This window comes from Pedococcus sp. P2_E4 (assembly GCF_056403935.1).
On the sequence record NZ_JBFUEO010000005.1, the window covers coordinates 1 to 14270 of the forward strand.

13 protein-coding genes, 1 tRNA gene and 1 pseudogene are annotated in these 14270 nt (G+C 70.8%); 4 read left to right on the forward strand and 11 right to left on the reverse strand.

From position 1 onward, the window contains the following. From AC1DV7_RS04030 to AC1DV7_RS04050, 5 genes and pseudogenes are all read right to left on the reverse strand, one after another. Positions 1–632: pseudogene (locus AC1DV7_RS04030) on the reverse strand (hypothetical protein); the annotation flags it as partial. Between the two features lie 183 nt (positions 633–815). Next, complete coding sequence (locus AC1DV7_RS04035) at positions 816–1199, reverse strand: YciI family protein (RefSeq protein WP_477594838.1); 384 nt, start codon at positions 1197–1199, stop codon at positions 816–818. 81 nt (positions 1200–1280) lie between these two features. Next, positions 1281–2315, reverse strand: a complete 1035-nt coding sequence (locus AC1DV7_RS04040; protein WP_477594840.1) for an ABC transporter ATP-binding protein — start codon at positions 2313–2315, stop codon at positions 1281–1283. Then, a complete protein-coding gene (locus AC1DV7_RS04045) occupies positions 2312–3862 on the reverse strand; it encodes an ABC transporter permease (protein WP_477594842.1) in 1551 nt (516 codons plus the stop codon). The genes AC1DV7_RS04040 and AC1DV7_RS04045 overlap by 4 nt, the downstream gene beginning before the upstream one ends. Then, positions 3863–4891 carry an iron ABC transporter substrate-binding protein gene (locus AC1DV7_RS04050; protein ID WP_477594844.1) on the reverse strand — a complete coding sequence of 343 codons (1029 nt, stop codon included), beginning with the start codon at positions 4889–4891 and terminating at the stop codon, positions 3863–3865. 168 nt (positions 4892–5059) lie between these two features. Between AC1DV7_RS04050 and dnaG the strand changes: the two genes are divergently transcribed. The 3 genes from dnaG to AC1DV7_RS04065 all read left to right on the forward strand — a co-directional run bounded on the left by dnaG (position 5060) and on the right by AC1DV7_RS04065 (position 7768). Then, entirely contained in the window at positions 5060–7009 is a 1950-nt protein-coding gene (dnaG, locus tag AC1DV7_RS04055; RefSeq protein WP_477594846.1) for a DNA primase, read from the forward strand. Further along, a complete protein-coding gene (locus tag AC1DV7_RS04060) occupies positions 7009–7527 on the forward strand; it encodes a hypothetical protein (protein ID WP_477594848.1) in 519 nt (172 codons plus the stop codon). Before dnaG ends, AC1DV7_RS04060 begins: the two co-directional genes overlap by 1 nt. 168 nt (positions 7528–7695) lie before the next feature. Then, positions 7696–7768: transfer RNA gene (locus AC1DV7_RS04065), tRNA-Asn, on the forward strand. A gap of 65 nt (positions 7769–7833) precedes the next feature. On the opposite strand, the gene AC1DV7_RS04070 is transcribed toward AC1DV7_RS04065, so the two are convergent. From AC1DV7_RS04070 to AC1DV7_RS04085, 4 genes are all read right to left on the reverse strand, one after another. Then, a complete protein-coding gene (locus AC1DV7_RS04070) occupies positions 7834–8712 on the reverse strand; it encodes an amino acid ABC transporter permease (protein WP_477594850.1) in 879 nt (292 codons plus the stop codon). Further along, a complete protein-coding gene (locus tag AC1DV7_RS04075; RefSeq protein WP_477594852.1) occupies positions 8709–9371 on the reverse strand; it encodes an amino acid ABC transporter permease in 663 nt (220 codons plus the stop codon). The genes AC1DV7_RS04070 and AC1DV7_RS04075 overlap by 4 nt, the downstream gene beginning before the upstream one ends. 93 nt (positions 9372–9464) lie before the next feature. Continuing rightward, positions 9465–10310 carry a glutamate ABC transporter substrate-binding protein gene (locus AC1DV7_RS04080; RefSeq protein ID WP_477594854.1) on the reverse strand — a complete coding sequence of 282 codons (846 nt, stop codon included), beginning with the start codon at positions 10308–10310 and terminating at the stop codon, positions 9465–9467. A gap of 26 nt (positions 10311–10336) precedes the next feature. After that, positions 10337–11077, reverse strand: a complete 741-nt coding sequence (locus AC1DV7_RS04085; protein ID WP_477594856.1) for an amino acid ABC transporter ATP-binding protein — start codon at positions 11075–11077, stop codon at positions 10337–10339. A gap of 184 nt (positions 11078–11261) precedes the next feature. Here AC1DV7_RS04085 and AC1DV7_RS04090 point away from each other — a divergent pair, with 184 nt between their 5' ends. Continuing rightward, positions 11262–12113 carry a hypothetical protein gene (locus tag AC1DV7_RS04090; protein WP_477594858.1) on the forward strand — a complete coding sequence of 284 codons (852 nt, stop codon included), beginning with the start codon at positions 11262–11264 and terminating at the stop codon, positions 12111–12113. A gap of 14 nt (positions 12114–12127) precedes the next feature. Here the strand turns inward: AC1DV7_RS04090 and AC1DV7_RS04095 are convergent, their stop codons facing one another. Together AC1DV7_RS04095 and AC1DV7_RS04100 are read right to left on the reverse strand one after the other, a co-directional pair. After that, positions 12128–12802 carry a response regulator gene (locus tag AC1DV7_RS04095; protein WP_477594860.1) on the reverse strand — a complete coding sequence of 225 codons (675 nt, stop codon included), beginning with the start codon at positions 12800–12802 and terminating at the stop codon, positions 12128–12130. Beyond that, positions 12799–14268 (reverse strand): sensor histidine kinase, encoded by a 1470-nt coding sequence (locus AC1DV7_RS04100; protein ID WP_477594862.1) that lies wholly within the window; start codon positions 14266–14268, stop codon positions 12799–12801. Before AC1DV7_RS04100 ends, AC1DV7_RS04095 begins: the two co-directional genes overlap by 4 nt. Positions 14269–14270: the final 2 nt, after the last annotated feature.

The following is a 14270-nucleotide window of genomic DNA, read 5'->3' on the forward strand; positions in this document are numbered from 1 at the left end:
AGCCGGTACTCCGCGATCCCGGTGCCGTCCTCGACCGGCTGCGACAAGCTCACGAACCGGGCCGCGGCGTCCTGCTCGAGCTGCAGCTGCCCGTCCCGGCCGTACTTCGCCAGCAGCGCGGGCCGCAGACGGCGGCACGCGCGGGGACCGTCGGCGGCGGCGAGGTCGATGAGGCCACGCAGCACGGCCGGCTCCGCCCCGTCGGCCAGCAGCGGGCGCAGCTTGTCGGCCTCGACCACGRCCGCSGCCGCGGACCGCACCGGCAACACCCCCGCCTCCACGGCAGCCCGCACCGGCGCGTTGACCGGCTTGCCGAACGCCGCCGCCAGCTCCACCACCTGCCGCGCCCCACCGGCCCTGGTCGACGGCGCGTGACACCGCACCCACTGGGTGACCGTCAWCGCCGCCGCMCCGCCGGAGGTCTCGCCCCGGTCCATCGCCTCGGCCGTCACCGTCACCCGCGCCAGATCACACGCCGCACCCAACGCGTCGACCTCGCTCAGCAAACCGGCCAAACCCTCGGGCCCGCCACCACTGGGCACCTGCCACAAGGACCCGTCCAGACCGGCCAAGGCCTCACGCGCAGCCGCGACGCGGTCGCGGCGCTGCTCCAACGTCAGATCCCCCTGCATGACCACAACACTATGAGAGACCACCGACAGCCCCCAACAACCACACGACGCGAGTTCCGTTGCACCGCAACGACTTTCGCAGACACAAACCACCCAGCGAAGACAACCCCCGAGCCCCAGCCTGTGGACAAGCGGCGCGGCCCAAGTCTCCCTGTGGACAAGCGGGAGTTGCCACCAAGGCCGTCAGTCGTCGGGCATCGCGCGGCGCTCGCCGACCGGCCCTCGCGCGAGCGGGAACGCGAGCGAGCCTGCCCTGACCCACCACTGCATCACGTCATAGGCGAGCCGTCCGGCCACGACCGACGGGTCGGCGTCGGAGAACTGCGCCGCACGGGCCGGGTCGCAGGCGAAGACCGACATCCCGCGGTATGACGGGTCGCTCTGCTCGTCGAAGGGCCCGTTGGCGACCAGGAGCCCCTCGCGAGCCAGACCGGCGCGGTACGCCAGGTGGGCGGCTTGGAGGGCGTCGAGCTCGTCGTCCGGGAGGTCGGGAGCGTCAGCCGGCCGGCGCAGCACGACGACGGTGTAGACGTCGAAGGCGTCCGGGATGTTGGGGTCGCTGGGCACGCTGGTCACCCCAGCGGCTGGGGTGCGGCAGGGGCGGGCATGGGTGCATGGTGCCCGACATCAGTGGACGCCCACCAGACCTCAGTGCTCGAAGGCACGCGCCTCGCCGACGACGGACAGCCCGACGATCGACCCGGTCGGGGGCACGGACGTCCCGTGGACGCGCGAGGTCACCACGGTGTGGTCGGCCTCGAGCCGCAGCGCCACGAGGGCGTCGTGGCCGAAGTAGGTCGTCGACAGCACCTCGGCGCAGGGAGTGCCGGGGGCCATGTCACGCAGCTGGATCTGCTCGGGGCGCAGCAACACGTCGACGGTCCCGGCAGGGGCGGGCTGGTGCACCGGCAGCCGGCCGAGTGCCGTGACGACCGAGGTGCCGTCGGCGGTCCCACGCAGGAAGACCGCGTCGCCGAGGAAGGCAGCCGAGTGCCGGTCGGTGGGGGTGCCGTAGACCTCGGCCGGCGGGCCCACCTGCGAGAACCTGCCCTCGTGCATGATCGCCACCTGGTCGGCGAAGGACAGGGCCTCGGCCTGATCGTGCGTCACCAGCACCACGGTCACGTCCTGCTTCGCGAGCGCGTCGGCGACAGCCTCGCGAGTGGCCGCACGCAGCCCGGCGTCGAGTGAGGAGAACGGCTCGTCGAGGAGCACGACCGAGGGGCGGCGGGCGAGCGCTCGGGCGAGCGCCACCCGCTGCTGCTGACCACCGGAGAGCTGGTCGGGACGTCGGGTCGCGAGGTCGGGGGACAGGCCCACGAGCTCGAGCAGGTCGCCCACGCCACGGCCGGACCGGCGCTCGGCGCGGGGCAGCCCGTAGGTGACGTTGGCCCCGACCGACAGGTGCGGGAACAGGTTGCCCTCCTGCGCGACGTAGCCGATGCCACGGCGCTCGGGGGCCACCCACACCCCGGGGCCGACCACCGTCTGGTCACCGAGCCGGACGCTCCCGGCGTCGGCGGGCTGGAAGCCCGCGACCACGCGCAGCAGCGTGGTCTTGCCACACCCCGACGGGCCGAGGATGGCCGACGTCGTCCCCGACGGCACGACCAGGTCCAGGCCGTGCAGGACGGGTGCGCCGCCGTAGGACGCGGCGACGCCGGAGATGCGCAGCGTGGTCACAGGGCGGGCTCCTCGTCGGGTCGGCGCAGCAGCAGGAAGGTCAGGGGGGCGGACACGAGCACGAGCGCCGCGGCATACGGAGCGGCACCCGCGTAGTCGATGCTCTCACTCGCGCTCCAGAAGGCCGTCGCCAGTGTCTGCGTACCCGTCGGCGCCAGCAGGAGCGTCGCCGTCAGCTCGGTCGACGTCGCGATGAACACCATCGCGAAGCCCGCCAGCGCGCCCGGGGCCGTGAGCGGGACGAGCACGCGGACGAACGCCCGCAGGGGGCCGTCCCCGAGCGCGCGTGCCGCGTCCGTGAGCTCCTCGGGGGCGTGGGCGATGGCCGCGCGGATGCTCACCATCGCCCGCGGGATGAACAGGATCCCGTATGCCGCGACGAGGACGATGCTCGTCTGGTAGACCGGGCGGGCGTAGCGGACCGACAGGGTGACGAGCGCCAGGGCGATGACGACTCCGGGCAGCGAGGACGCGACATAGGTCGCCCGCTCGACGAGCACCGCCAGCCAGGTGCGGCGGCGGGCGATGAGCCATGCGACCGGGAACGCCGCCAGCACGGTCAGGGCCCCGGCGGCGAAGGCCAGGCGGAGGGTGCCCCAGAGCGTCAAGACGAGGTCGGCCGGGTGGAAGCCGCTGTCGGCCAGGCTGCTCGCGCGGAACCAGTAGACGAGGCTGCCGAGCGGCACCCCGAGTGACAGGGCGGTCAGGGCGGCCATCGCCGCCAGCGCCGGGACGGTCCAGGCACCGAGCCGTGCCGGCAGCGCCCGTCTGGCGGCCCCCCGGCCCAGGCGGGCGTGGCGCAGGGTCCCGCGCAGCAGCAGCTCGGCGGTGAGCAGGGCGAGGCACAGGGCGATGAGCACCAGGGCGAGCACGCTGCCAGCCGAGTTGGAGAAGGCCACCTGGAACTGCTCGAGGATGGCGGTCGTGAAGGTCGGGAAGCGCAGCATCGCCAGCACCCCGAACTCCGACAGGAGGTGCAGCGCGACGAGCAGCATGCCGCCGAGGGCCGCCGGCCGCAGCTGCGGCAACACGGCCCGGACGAAGGACGCCCAGGGCCCCAGCCCCAGCGACCGCGCAGAGTCCTCGAGGCTCTGGTCGAGGCCGCGCAGGACCGCTGCCACGGGCAGGAACACGAAGGGGAAGTACGACAGGGTCGTCACCAGGACGGCGCCGCCGAGGCCCTGCAGGTCGGGGCGGACCGTCACCCACGCGTAGGAGTTGACGAACGCGGGCACGGCCAGCGGGCACACCATGAGCACGCGCCAGTACGTCGCACCGGGCAGGGAGGTGCGCTCCACCAGCCAGGCGGTCCCGATGCCCAGGACGGTGGTGAGGCCGACCGTGAGCACGACGAGCGAGCCGGTGTTGCGCAGCAGCTCGCCGACGCGCGGCCGCCAGAGCAGGTCCCACGCCGGGGACCAGCCGAGGTCGAACGCCTTGACCCCGACGACGACCAGCGGCAGCACGCACAGGGCCGCCACGAGCACGCTGCTCGTGACGACTGCTGCGGGCGTGGGGCCGACGGCCGCTCGGCGGGGCGTGGGCACCTAGAGGATGCCAGCCTTCGTCATCAGCTCGATGACCTTGGGGCCGTTGAGGGTGTACGGGTCGACGGCCGGGGCTTCGAGCGAGGCGAGCGGCTCCAAGGCCTTGTCGGAGGCGACCCCGTTGCCCACGGCATACTCCTTGGCGTCACTGGTGGCGAGCATCTCCTGGCCCTCCTTGGACGTGACGAAGGCGAGGAACTTCTGGGCGTTGGCCGCGTGCTTGCTCGACTTGAGGACACCGCCGCCGGACAGGCTGACGAACGCGCCCGGGTCCTGGTGGCGAAAGTAGAGCAGCTTGGTGTTCTTGCTGCCGGCCTTGGTCAGCGCCTGGTCGCGGTACCAGTAGTAGTGGTACATGATCCCGACCGGGACCTGGCCGGCGTTGACGGCCTTCATGACGGCGATGTTGTTCTGGTAGACCTGCGCGCCGTCCTTGAGACCCTTGAGCCAAGCGGCGGTCTTCGTCTCGCCCTGGGTCGCGAGGATCGCGCTCACGATGGCCTGGAAGTCGGCACCGCCGGCGGCCGCCCCCCACTTGTCCTTCCACTTCGGGTCCTGCAGGTCCATGATCGACTTCGGCAGCTCGGCCTCGGTGATCTTGCCAGGGTTGTAGACGAGGACCGTGGAACGCGCGGCGATGCCGACCCACTGCTTGCTGCTGGGGGCGTAGGCCGCACCGACCTGCCCGAGCGTGGTCGCATCGACGGTGGCCAGCAGGCCGGCGTTCTGGACCGTCGTCATCGCGGGGGAGTTCTCGGTGAGGAACACGTCGGCGGGGGACTTGGCACCCTCCTGGACGATCTGGTTGCCCATCGAGGAGTCGTTGCCGTAGCGGATCTGGACGTCGACGCCGGTGTCCGCCTTGAACTTCTCGGCCCAGGCTTGGGTGAGGTTCTCGTGCTGCGCGCTGTAGATCGTCAGCTTGTCGGGGTCGAGGTCGCCAGAGGCCTCGAGGCTGCCGTCACCACAGGCCGACAGGGCCAGGGTGGCGGTGGTCGCCAGGGCGAGCAGGGCGGTCCGTCGGCGCATCACGCGAGTCTCCAGGGGTTGGATGCAAAGGCAAGCCTTACCTTACTGTCCGCGGGGCCGGCCTCGAAAATCGGCCTCGAAGCGGCCGGTCAGCCACGTGGCGGCAGGGAGTTGCCCGTCGTGGCCCGGTGGGGAGCACCTAGACTCGGCCATCGAACAGGAGGGTCAGTGGCGGGTCGGATCAAGGCTGAGGACGTTGCGCTCGTCAAGGAGCGGTCGTCCATCGAGGACGTGGTGCGCGAGCACGTGACCCTGCGCCCGGCCGGACCCGGCTCCATGAAGGGCCTCTGCCCGTTCCACGACGAGAAGACCCCCTCGTTCAACATCCGTCCCGCGGTCGGCGCCTGGCACTGCTTCGGCTGCGGTGAGGGCGGCGACGTCATCTCCTTCATCCAGAAGGTCGAGCACCTGACCTTCACCGAGTCGGTGGAGCGCCTCGCCCAGAAGCTCGGCATGGAGCTGCACTACGAGGAGGGCGGCGGCCGTCCCCGCGACGGGGAGTCCTCGCTCGGCAAGCGTTCGCGGCTCGTCGAGGCCCACCGGGTGGCCCAGGAGTTCTACCAGCACGCCCTGCTCAACCAGCCCGAGGCGAGGGCGGGGCGTGACTTCCTGCGCGAGCGGGGGTTCGACAGCGATGCCGCGAAGCGGTTCGGCGTCGGCTTCGCCCCGCGTGGCGGTGAGGACCTCGCCCGCCACCTGCGCAGCAAGGGCTTCAGCGACGACGAGCTGGTCCTCGGTGGCCTCTGCGGCCGGGGCAGTCGCGGCACCTACGACCGCTTCCGGGGCCGGCTCGTCTGGCCGATCCGCGACATCACGGGCGACACGGTCGGCTTCGGCGCCCGCCGGCTGTTCGACGACGACCGCATCGCCGCGAAGTACCTCAACACCTCCGAGACGCCCATCTACAAGAAGTCGACCGTCCTCTACGGGCTCGACGCCGCCAAGAAGTCGATCGCGGGCGAGCGGAAGGCCGTCATCGTCGAGGGCTACACCGACGTCATGGCCTGCCACCTCGCCGGCATCGAGGGTGCCGTGGCCACCTGTGGCACGTCGTTCGGCGTCGACCACATCAAGCTGCTGCGCCGGATCATGCGCGACGAGGCCGACCTCGCGCCCGCTCGCGTGGTCTTCACCTTCGACGGGGACGCCGCCGGCCAGAAGGCCGCGATGCGCGCCTTCGGCGAGGACCAGCGGTGGGCGTCGCAGTCGTTCGTGGCCGTGGCTGAGGGCGGCATGGACCCGTGCGAGCTGCGGATCGCCCAGGGTGACGACGCCGTGCGGCACCTCATCGACGACGCGGTGCCGATGTTCGAGTTCGCGGTGCGCACGACGATCAACCGGTTCGACATGTCGACCGCCGAGGGCCGCGTCCAGGCCATGCGCGCGGCGGCGCCGATCGTGAACTCCATCCGCGACAGCTCGATGCGCCCCGAGTACATCCGCACTGTGTCCGGCTGGATCGGTGTGGAGGTCGAGCAGGTCCAGGCCGAGGTGTCCCGCGCCCAGCGGATGGCGCAGCGGGACGCCAAGGAGACGGCGGCCCGGCCAGACGGCCCGGCGCGTCCGGACGCCGACTCCGTGCCCGAGCCGTCGCTCGAGGAGGTGCGCGCCGCGCTGCCCGCCCCGGACCTGCGCGACCCCGTCGTCTTCGCCGAGCGCCAGCTGCTCCAGACGCTCCTGCAGTACCCCGGCAGCTTCGACCCCGCCCAGGTCGACGCAATCGGGCCCGACGCCTTCACCGCCCCGGCGCACCGGGCCGTGTTCGACGGCGTTCGCGGCGCAGGTGGTCCGCAGCCAGGACTGAGTGCCCAGGCGTGGGCCACCAAGGTGGCCGACAACGCTCCGATGTCGGTCCGGGGGCTGGTCTCCGAGCTCGCCGTCGCGTCGCTGCCGACCCGCTTCGACCGGGCGACCGGGCTGCCCGAGCGGCGGTACATCGACGCCCTGCTGGTTCGCGTCCAGGAGGTCTCGCTGACCCGCAAGATCGCCGACGCCATGTCGGCCATGCGCCGGATGGCCGCGGACCCCCACAGCGACCCCTCGCTGTCGCGCTCGCTGTCCAGCGACCTGCAGGACCTCCAGCGAGAGCTGGCCCAGCTGCGCGACCGGGCCAGCTGATGGCCCTCTCCGTGCGGCGCTCGCCCAAACTGCCCGCGCCGGTGCGCGGCGCCCTGGCGCTCGGGTCGGGGGAGCGCGTGCTGGCCTGGACCGTCGAACAGGCCAGTGACACCCACGTCGTGGCCACCAACCACCACCTGTATGCCGTGTCGGCGGCCGGCGAGCGCGTGCTCGCGCGGGCGTGGCACGAGGTGGATGCCGGCACGTGGTCGGCGGAGCTGACCCAGCTGACCGTCACCTTCGTGGACGGTGGGCGACCGGGCCAGTGGACCCTGGGCGACGGCAGCCTGCTGCCCGAGGCGGTGCGCGAGCGGGTCCAGGCCAGCGTCGTCCTCGCGCAGCTGGTGGACCTCGGTGGTCGGCGTCGCGCCAGGGCCGTGATCCGGCAGGACCTCGGTGGGGGTGGGCTGGTCGAGCAGGTGGTGCTGGGCCGCGGCGCCCGGGCCGACGACCCCGACCTGGTGGCGGCGACCGAGCAGGCCCTCGCCTATCTGCGCGAGCAGGTCGGCCTCGGCTGAGCTGGAGCCGCTGGGGGTCCGCCTCGAAGGGGTGGCAAAACGCCGCCATACCGTCCTGAAGTGGCGATCTGGCACCCCCTCGACACGGGGCGCCAGCCGTTTTCAGAAGTCCGCGCATCCTTTGCTATGGTTGCGCAGCGCCGAACGCGGACGACCGCCGACGGACATTCCCCTGTAGCTCAATTGGCAGAGCAGCCGACTGTTAATCGGCAGGTTGTTGGTTCGAGTCCAACCGGGGGAGCGCACCACACCACGAGGCCCCAGACCAACAGGTCCGGGGCCTTCGTCGTGCCTGCACGGGCTGCGTCAGGCAGGGACGCCCTCGCCGGGGGCCGCCGGTAGCGCAGTCGCCTCGTGGAGCGTCGTGCGGCCGCGCCGGGACAGGCGGCGCTCGACGTAGACCGCCAGCCGCGACAGCGAGTAGTTGATGACGATGAAGAGCACGGCCGCGACCAGGTAGGCCGGGATCGTGTTCGTGAAGTTCGAGCCAAGGGTCTTGGCCGAGTTGAGGAGCTCGGGATAGGTGACCTGGTAGCCCAGGGCCGAGTCCTTGAGGATCGTCACGAACTGGCCGATCAGCGCCGGAAGCATGGCGGTCAGCGCCTGCGGCAGCTGGATCGAGCGCAGCACCTGGGACGCGGTCAGGCCGATCGACAACCCGGCCTCTGACTGCCCCTTCGGCAGCGAGTAGACACCGGAGCGCACCAGCTCGGCGATGACGGAGCCGTTGTAGAGGGTGAGCCCGGTGACCACGGCGGCGAGCGGCGCGGTCTCACTCGAGACGAAGTCGGTGCGGACGTACACGCCGAAGTAGGCGAAGATCATCATGAGCAGCACCGGCACTGCGCGGAAGAACTCGACGACGACACCGCAGAACCACCGCACGGGAGCGATGCTCGACAGTCGCCCGACGCCGAAGACGACGCCGAAGGCGCCGGCCAGGACGATGGAGATGGCGGCCGCCTTGAGGGTGCCCCACAGTCCCTGCAGCAGGTAGTCGCGCCAGACCGACCGGTCCGCGACGAAGGGTTTCCACATGCCGCCCTGGAGCTGGTTGGCGTCGGCCATCTTGCGCAGCACCACGTAGACCACGGCAGCCGCGATGACGACTCCGAGGGCGGTGAGGATCGCGTGACGGCGTCGGGCGCGTGGCCCTGGAGCGTCGAACAGCGGTGAGTCGCTCATCGCTTCACCGCCAGTCGCCGGGACATGCCCGTGAAGAGGAGGCCGAGCGGGAGCGTGAGGATGACGAAGCCCGCCGCGAAGATGAGGAAGACCCCGATCGAGCCGGTCTCGTTCTCGATGATCTCCTGCATCAGGCCCGCGGCTTCGGCCGTACCGATGACCGCCGCCACCGTGGTGTTCTTGATGAGGGCGATGAGGGTGGACCCCAGGGGGGCGATCGAGCCCCTGAAAGCCTGCGGCAGCAACACTTCACGCATGCTCTGGCCGAACGTCAGACCGATGGACCGGGCTGCCTCGGCCTGACCTGCCGGCACCGTGTTCACACCGCTCCGCAACGCCTCACAGACGAAGGCGCCGTGGTAGACGGACAGCATCACGATGGCCCAGCGGATCGCGTCCTGGTCGAAGTCGTCCGACAACGGCAGCCCCATGATCCCGGAGAGGCCGAGGATGCTGAGCACCATGAGGAGCGTCAGCGGGGTGTTGCGGAAGACATTGACGTATGACGTGCCGATCAGCCTCAAGGTGGCCACTGGCGAGAGCCTCAGGACAGCCACGATGGTGCCGAGGACCAGCGATCCGATAGCGGAGAAGAACGCAAGCCTGATCGTCAGCCAGAACGCGCCGAGCACGTCGTAGTTGCTCAGGATGTCACCCATGCAGGGACCCTTCCGGTGCGGTGCGTGAGGAGAGCCTCGGTATGCCGCCCGCTACCGGGAGCGGGCGGCACACCGAGGGCGTTGTGACACGGGTCAGGAGCAGGCGTCCTGCTTGGGCGGGTTCTTCGTGGTGTCGACCTTGAACCCGGCCGGGCCGAGGTTGGCGTCGATGGCCTTCTGCCAGTCGCCGGAGGAGATCATCTTGCCGATCGCCGTGTTGATCTTCTCGCAGAGGGCCTTGTCGCCCTTCTTGATGCCGATGCCGTAGCGCTCCTCGGAGAAGGTCTTGCCCACGACCTTGAGCTTGCCCTTGTACTGCTCCTGGGAGGCGTAGCCGGCGAGGATGGTGTTGTCGGTCGTCAAGGCGTCGACACTCTTGGACACCAGGGCCGCAACGCACTCGGAGTAGGTGCTGAACTCGCGCAGCTGCACACCCGGGTACTGCTCCTTGACCTTCTGCGCCGAGGTCGAGCCCTTGACCGAGCACAGCTTCTTGCCGGTGAGGGACTCGGGCCCGGTGATCGCCGAGTCGTCAGCCCGAACGAGCAGGTCCTGTCCGGCGATGAAGTACGGACCGCCGAACGACACGGTGGCCTTGCGCTTGTCGGTGATGGAGTAGGTCGCGGCGATCATGTCGACCTGACCGGTCGAGATCAGCGTCTCGCGCTGCGCGGACGGAGCCTGGACCCACTGGATGTCTGCGGCGTCGTGACCGAGCTCCTTGGCGATGTATGTCGCGACGTCGACGTCGAGGCCGGTGTACTTCGCGCCGGCCTTGAGGCCGAGGCCGGGCTGGTCGAACTTGATGCCGACCTTGAACTTCTCGCCCCCGCCGCCGCCACCGCTGGCGCCGCCGTCCTTGGCGCTGTCGCCACATGCGGCGAGGCCGAGTGCGAGCACCGATGCGGCGGTGATCGCGCCAAACTTGCGAACCTTCATGTTGCTCCTCCTGGTTGTGGTGAGGGTCAGTGCGTGAGGATCTTGCCGAGGAAGTCCTTGGCGCGATCGGACTTGGGTGCGGTGAAGAAGCCCTCCGGGTCGTTCTCCTCCACGATCTGCCCGCCGTCCATGAAGATCACCCGGTTGGCCGCCTTGCGCGCGAACCCCATCTCATGGGTCACGACGACCATGGTCATGCCCTCCTTGGCGAGGGAGATCATGACGTCGAGGACCTCGTTGATCATCTCGGGGTCGAGCGCCGAGGTCGGCTCGTCGAACAGCATCACCTTGGGGTCCATCGCCAAGGACCGCGCGATGGCCACGCGCTGCTGCTGACCGCCCGAGAGCTGGGCGGGGAACTTCTGTGCCTGGTGGGCCACGCCGACGCGCTCCAGCAGCTCCGTGGCGCGCTTCTCGGCCTCGGCCTTGGCCATCTTGCGGACCTTGATCGGCCCGAGGGTGACGTTGTCGAGGATCGTCTTGTGCGCGAACAGGTTGAACGACTGGAACACCATGCCGACGTCGGCCCGCAGCCGGGCGAGCTCCTTGCCCTCCTCGGGCAGCGGCTTGCCGTCGATGGTGATGCCTCCGGACTCGAAGGTCTCGAGGCGGTTGATGGTGCGGCACAGCGTCGACTTGCCGGACCCCGAGGGACCGATGACGACGACGACCTCACCCTTGCCGATCGACAGGTTGATGTCCTGGAGGACGTGCAGATCGCCGAAGTGCTTGTTGACGTCCTTGAGGACGACCAGTGGCTCCGTCATGCGGAGAACCTACCGGGTGGAATGCGCTCCTTGACACCTCCGTCCCGTGATGTCACCCAATGGCAACACTCTCGGGCCGTCCGCCTGCTGGGGGAGGTGCGGTCGAGAGATGTGCCGCACAGTCGTCCCACCGGCCCGGCCCGACAGCACCGTCCGGCCCCGCAGACCCGCCCTGGAGCGCCCCTTGGAGATCGGCACCGCCCTCGCCCCGCTCGCCGCCCTGGTGCTGCTCGGCGGCTGTGCGGCGACCACTGCACCGACCCCGCCGCCCACCGTCCTCCCTCCCACGACCACCACGACGGCGACAGCGTCGTGGCCCGACGCGAGCAACACCGGCGTCCCCGCGGGCACCACGCTGACAGCCTCCGGCAGCCTCGTCCTGAACACCCCCGGGCAGGTCGTCGACGGCCTCGACATCCAGGGCAGGGTCACGGTCAACTCCGATGGCGTCGTGATCCGGCGCAGCCGCATCACGTCCGACTCGCTCACCGTGCTCAAGATCGCCGACGGCGTCATTGGCGTCCGCATCGAGGATGTCGAGATCGACGGCACCAAGGCCACCGAGGGGTCCAACGGCATCGAGGGCCCCGCCACCGTGGTCCGCGCCGACATCAAGGGCGTCGAGAACGGCCTGCAGCCCGAGAGCGGCTCGGTCATCCAGGACTCGTGGATCCACGACCTCGGCGCGGTCGGCCGTCCGCACATCGACGGCATCCAGATCGACGGCGCCCGCAGCAACATCGTGGTGCGCCACAACACCATCGACCTGCGCGGCTGGACGCAGACCGCGGCCGTCATGATCAACAACTACTCCGGCCCGGCCAGCGACATCATCGTGGACGGGAACCGGCTGCTGGGCGGTGGCTACACCCTGCGCTCGGACGGCCGCTTCTCGGGCGGCCCGATCAGCGGCGTCGAGTTCACCAACAATCGCATCCGGTACGGCGCCTGGGGCTATGCCTCGATCAGCGTCTACGACCTGCTGTGGTCCGGCAACGTCGACGACAAGACCGGCGAGACCATCCCCCGACCGTGACGTCGCCCTGCTGATCAGACCTCGAAGCGGTAGCCGAGACCGGGTTCGGTGATGAGGTGGCGCGGCTGCGAGGGCACTTCCTCCAGCTTGCGACGCAGGGTGGCCATGTACACGCGGAGGTAGTTGGTCTCCTGCCCGTAGGTGGGTCCCCACACCTCCTGCAGGAGCTGGCGCCCGGAGACCAGCCGGCCGGGGTCCCGGACGAGGACCTCCAGCAGGTGCCACTCGGTCGGGGTCAGGCGCACCTCCTCACCGGACCGGGTGACGCGCTTGGCGCGGCGGTCGATCACCAACGCCCCGGCCGAGACGGTGGGCAGGTCCTCGGCGGGCGCAGCCCGTCGCAGGCTGGCGCGCAGCCTGGCGAGCAGCTCGTCCATCCCGAACGGCTTGGTGACGTAGTCGTCGGCGCCGGCATCGAGGGCCGCGACCTTGTCGCGCTGCCCGTCGCGGGCCGAGAGGACGATGATCGGCACCCCGGTCCACCCGCGGAGACCACCGACGACCTCCACCCCGTCCATGTCCGGCAGTCCGAGGTCGAGGATGACGAGGTCGGGCAGTTCGGCCGCAGCGGCCGACAGCGCGGTGGTGCCGTCGCCGACCCCACGGACGTCGTAGCCGCGCGCACGCAGGTTGATGGTGAGCGCACGAAGCAGCTGCGGGTCGTCCTCGACGACGAGCACGCTCGTCATGCCGGAGCCGTGGGTAGTCGCACGGTCATCGTCAGGCCGCCGCCCGGTGTCGCTGTGGGCGTGAGGGTGCCTCCCATGGCCTCAGTGAGCCCGCGCGCGATGGCGAGCCCGAGGCCGAGGCCGCCAGGGGTCGTGTCGCCGAGTCGCTGGAACGGGGCGAACATCTCCTCCCATCGTTGCGGGTCGGCGCCGGGTCCGTGGTCGGTCACGGCGAGCTCGAGCGTGGCCAGCTCGTCGTCCGGGTGGGTGGCGGTGATGGTCACTCGCTCGCCCGGTGGGCTGAAGCGGAGGGCGTTGGCCACGAGGTTGGCCACCACGCGCTCGAGGAGTATGGCGTCGGCCGTCACCGGGGGCAGCGCCGGTGGCACGACGAGATCGACACCCGCGGCGTCGAGGGTGAGGAGGGCCCGGGACGCCACCTCGTCGACGTCGACCTGAGTGGTGTGGACCGAGAGCGCCCCGGCCTGGATGCGGCTCATGGCCAGGAGGTTGTCGACGAGCTCGGTGAGCCGGTCGGCGCCGTCCTCGATGGTGCCCAGCAGCTCGTCCTGCTCGCCGGGGCCCCAGGTGACGTCCGGTTGCCGCAGTCCGGACGCCGCCGCCTTGATGCCGGCCAGTGGCGTGCGCAGGTCGTGGCCCACCGCGGTCAACAGGGCGGACCGGACCTTGTCGGTCTCGGCCAGCTGTTCCGCCCGGGCCGCCTCCTTGGCCAGGCGGGCCGACTCCCAGGCCCGGCCGGCGGTGCCTGCCAGGGCGCTGAGCAGGACGCGGTCCTCGGCGAACACCGCCTCGCCGTAGCCGAACAGGGTCAGGTTCTCGGTCGCCGGTGCGGTCAGCGTGGGGGAGCCATCGGTGGCGGCGCCGTCGGGAGCGGCGCTGTCGGGGGCGGCGGGTCCGACCGTCACCACAGGCTCGTGGGCTGCCGCGTGCGGGGCGAGCGTGACGGTGCGCATGCCGTAGACCCGCCGCACCTGCTCGAGCACCTGCTCGACGCTGACCCCGCGCATCTCCGCCGAGCTGAGGGTGGCCACCATGTGGGTCTGGAGCCGGTTGCGCTCGGCGCTGGCCCGGTTCCTCGCGCCGACCTCGACGGTGACGCTGACGAGCGCGGCAGCGAGCACGAACACCAGGAGGTCGGTCAGGGCTCCGGGTTCGTCGACGGTGAGCGTGTAGTACGGCGGGGTCAGGAACCAGTTCGCCAGCACGAACCCGGCGAACGCGGCGAGCAGTCCCGGGAGCGCTCCGCCGACGACAGCCACCACGACGACCGCGAGCAGGTAGAGCAGCAGCACGCTCTCGCCCTGGACGGAGTCGCGCAGCCCGACCAGCACCCACGTCAGCAGCGGGAGGCCGACCAGGCACAGCCCCAGTCCTGCGTAGAGGCGTCGGCGGGACACGCCCGTGGTCCGACCCGGCAACGTGCCGAGGGGGACCAGGGGCCCGCGCGGTGGCGCGGCAGGCTGCATGC

Bases quoted from the DNA above. Each gene is read 5' to 3' on its own strand.
- AC1DV7_RS04050 (WP_477594844.1), bottom strand. From the start codon at position 4,891: ATGCGCCGACGGACCGCCCTGCTCGCCCTGGCGACCACCGCCACCCTG.
- AC1DV7_RS04060 (WP_477594848.1), top strand. From the start codon at position 7,009: ATGGCCCTCTCCGTGCGGCGCTCGCCCAAACTGCCCGCGCCGGTGCGC.
- AC1DV7_RS04070 (WP_477594850.1), bottom strand. From the start codon at position 8,712: ATGAGCGACTCACCGCTGTTCGACGCTCCAGGGCCACGCGCCCGACGC.
- AC1DV7_RS04075 (WP_477594852.1), bottom strand. From the start codon at position 9,371: ATGGGTGACATCCTGAGCAACTACGACGTGCTCGGCGCGTTCTGGCTG.
- AC1DV7_RS04080 (WP_477594854.1), bottom strand. From the start codon at position 10,310: ATGAAGGTTCGCAAGTTTGGCGCGATCACCGCCGCATCGGTGCTCGCA.
- AC1DV7_RS04085 (WP_477594856.1), bottom strand. From the start codon at position 11,077: ATGACGGAGCCACTGGTCGTCCTCAAGGACGTCAACAAGCACTTCGGC.
- AC1DV7_RS04095 (WP_477594860.1), bottom strand. From the start codon at position 12,802: ATGACGAGCGTGCTCGTCGTCGAGGACGACCCGCAGCTGCTTCGTGCG.
- AC1DV7_RS04100 (WP_477594862.1), bottom strand. From the start codon at position 14,268: ATGCAGCCTGCCGCGCCACCGCGCGGGCCCCTGGTCCCCCTCGGCACG.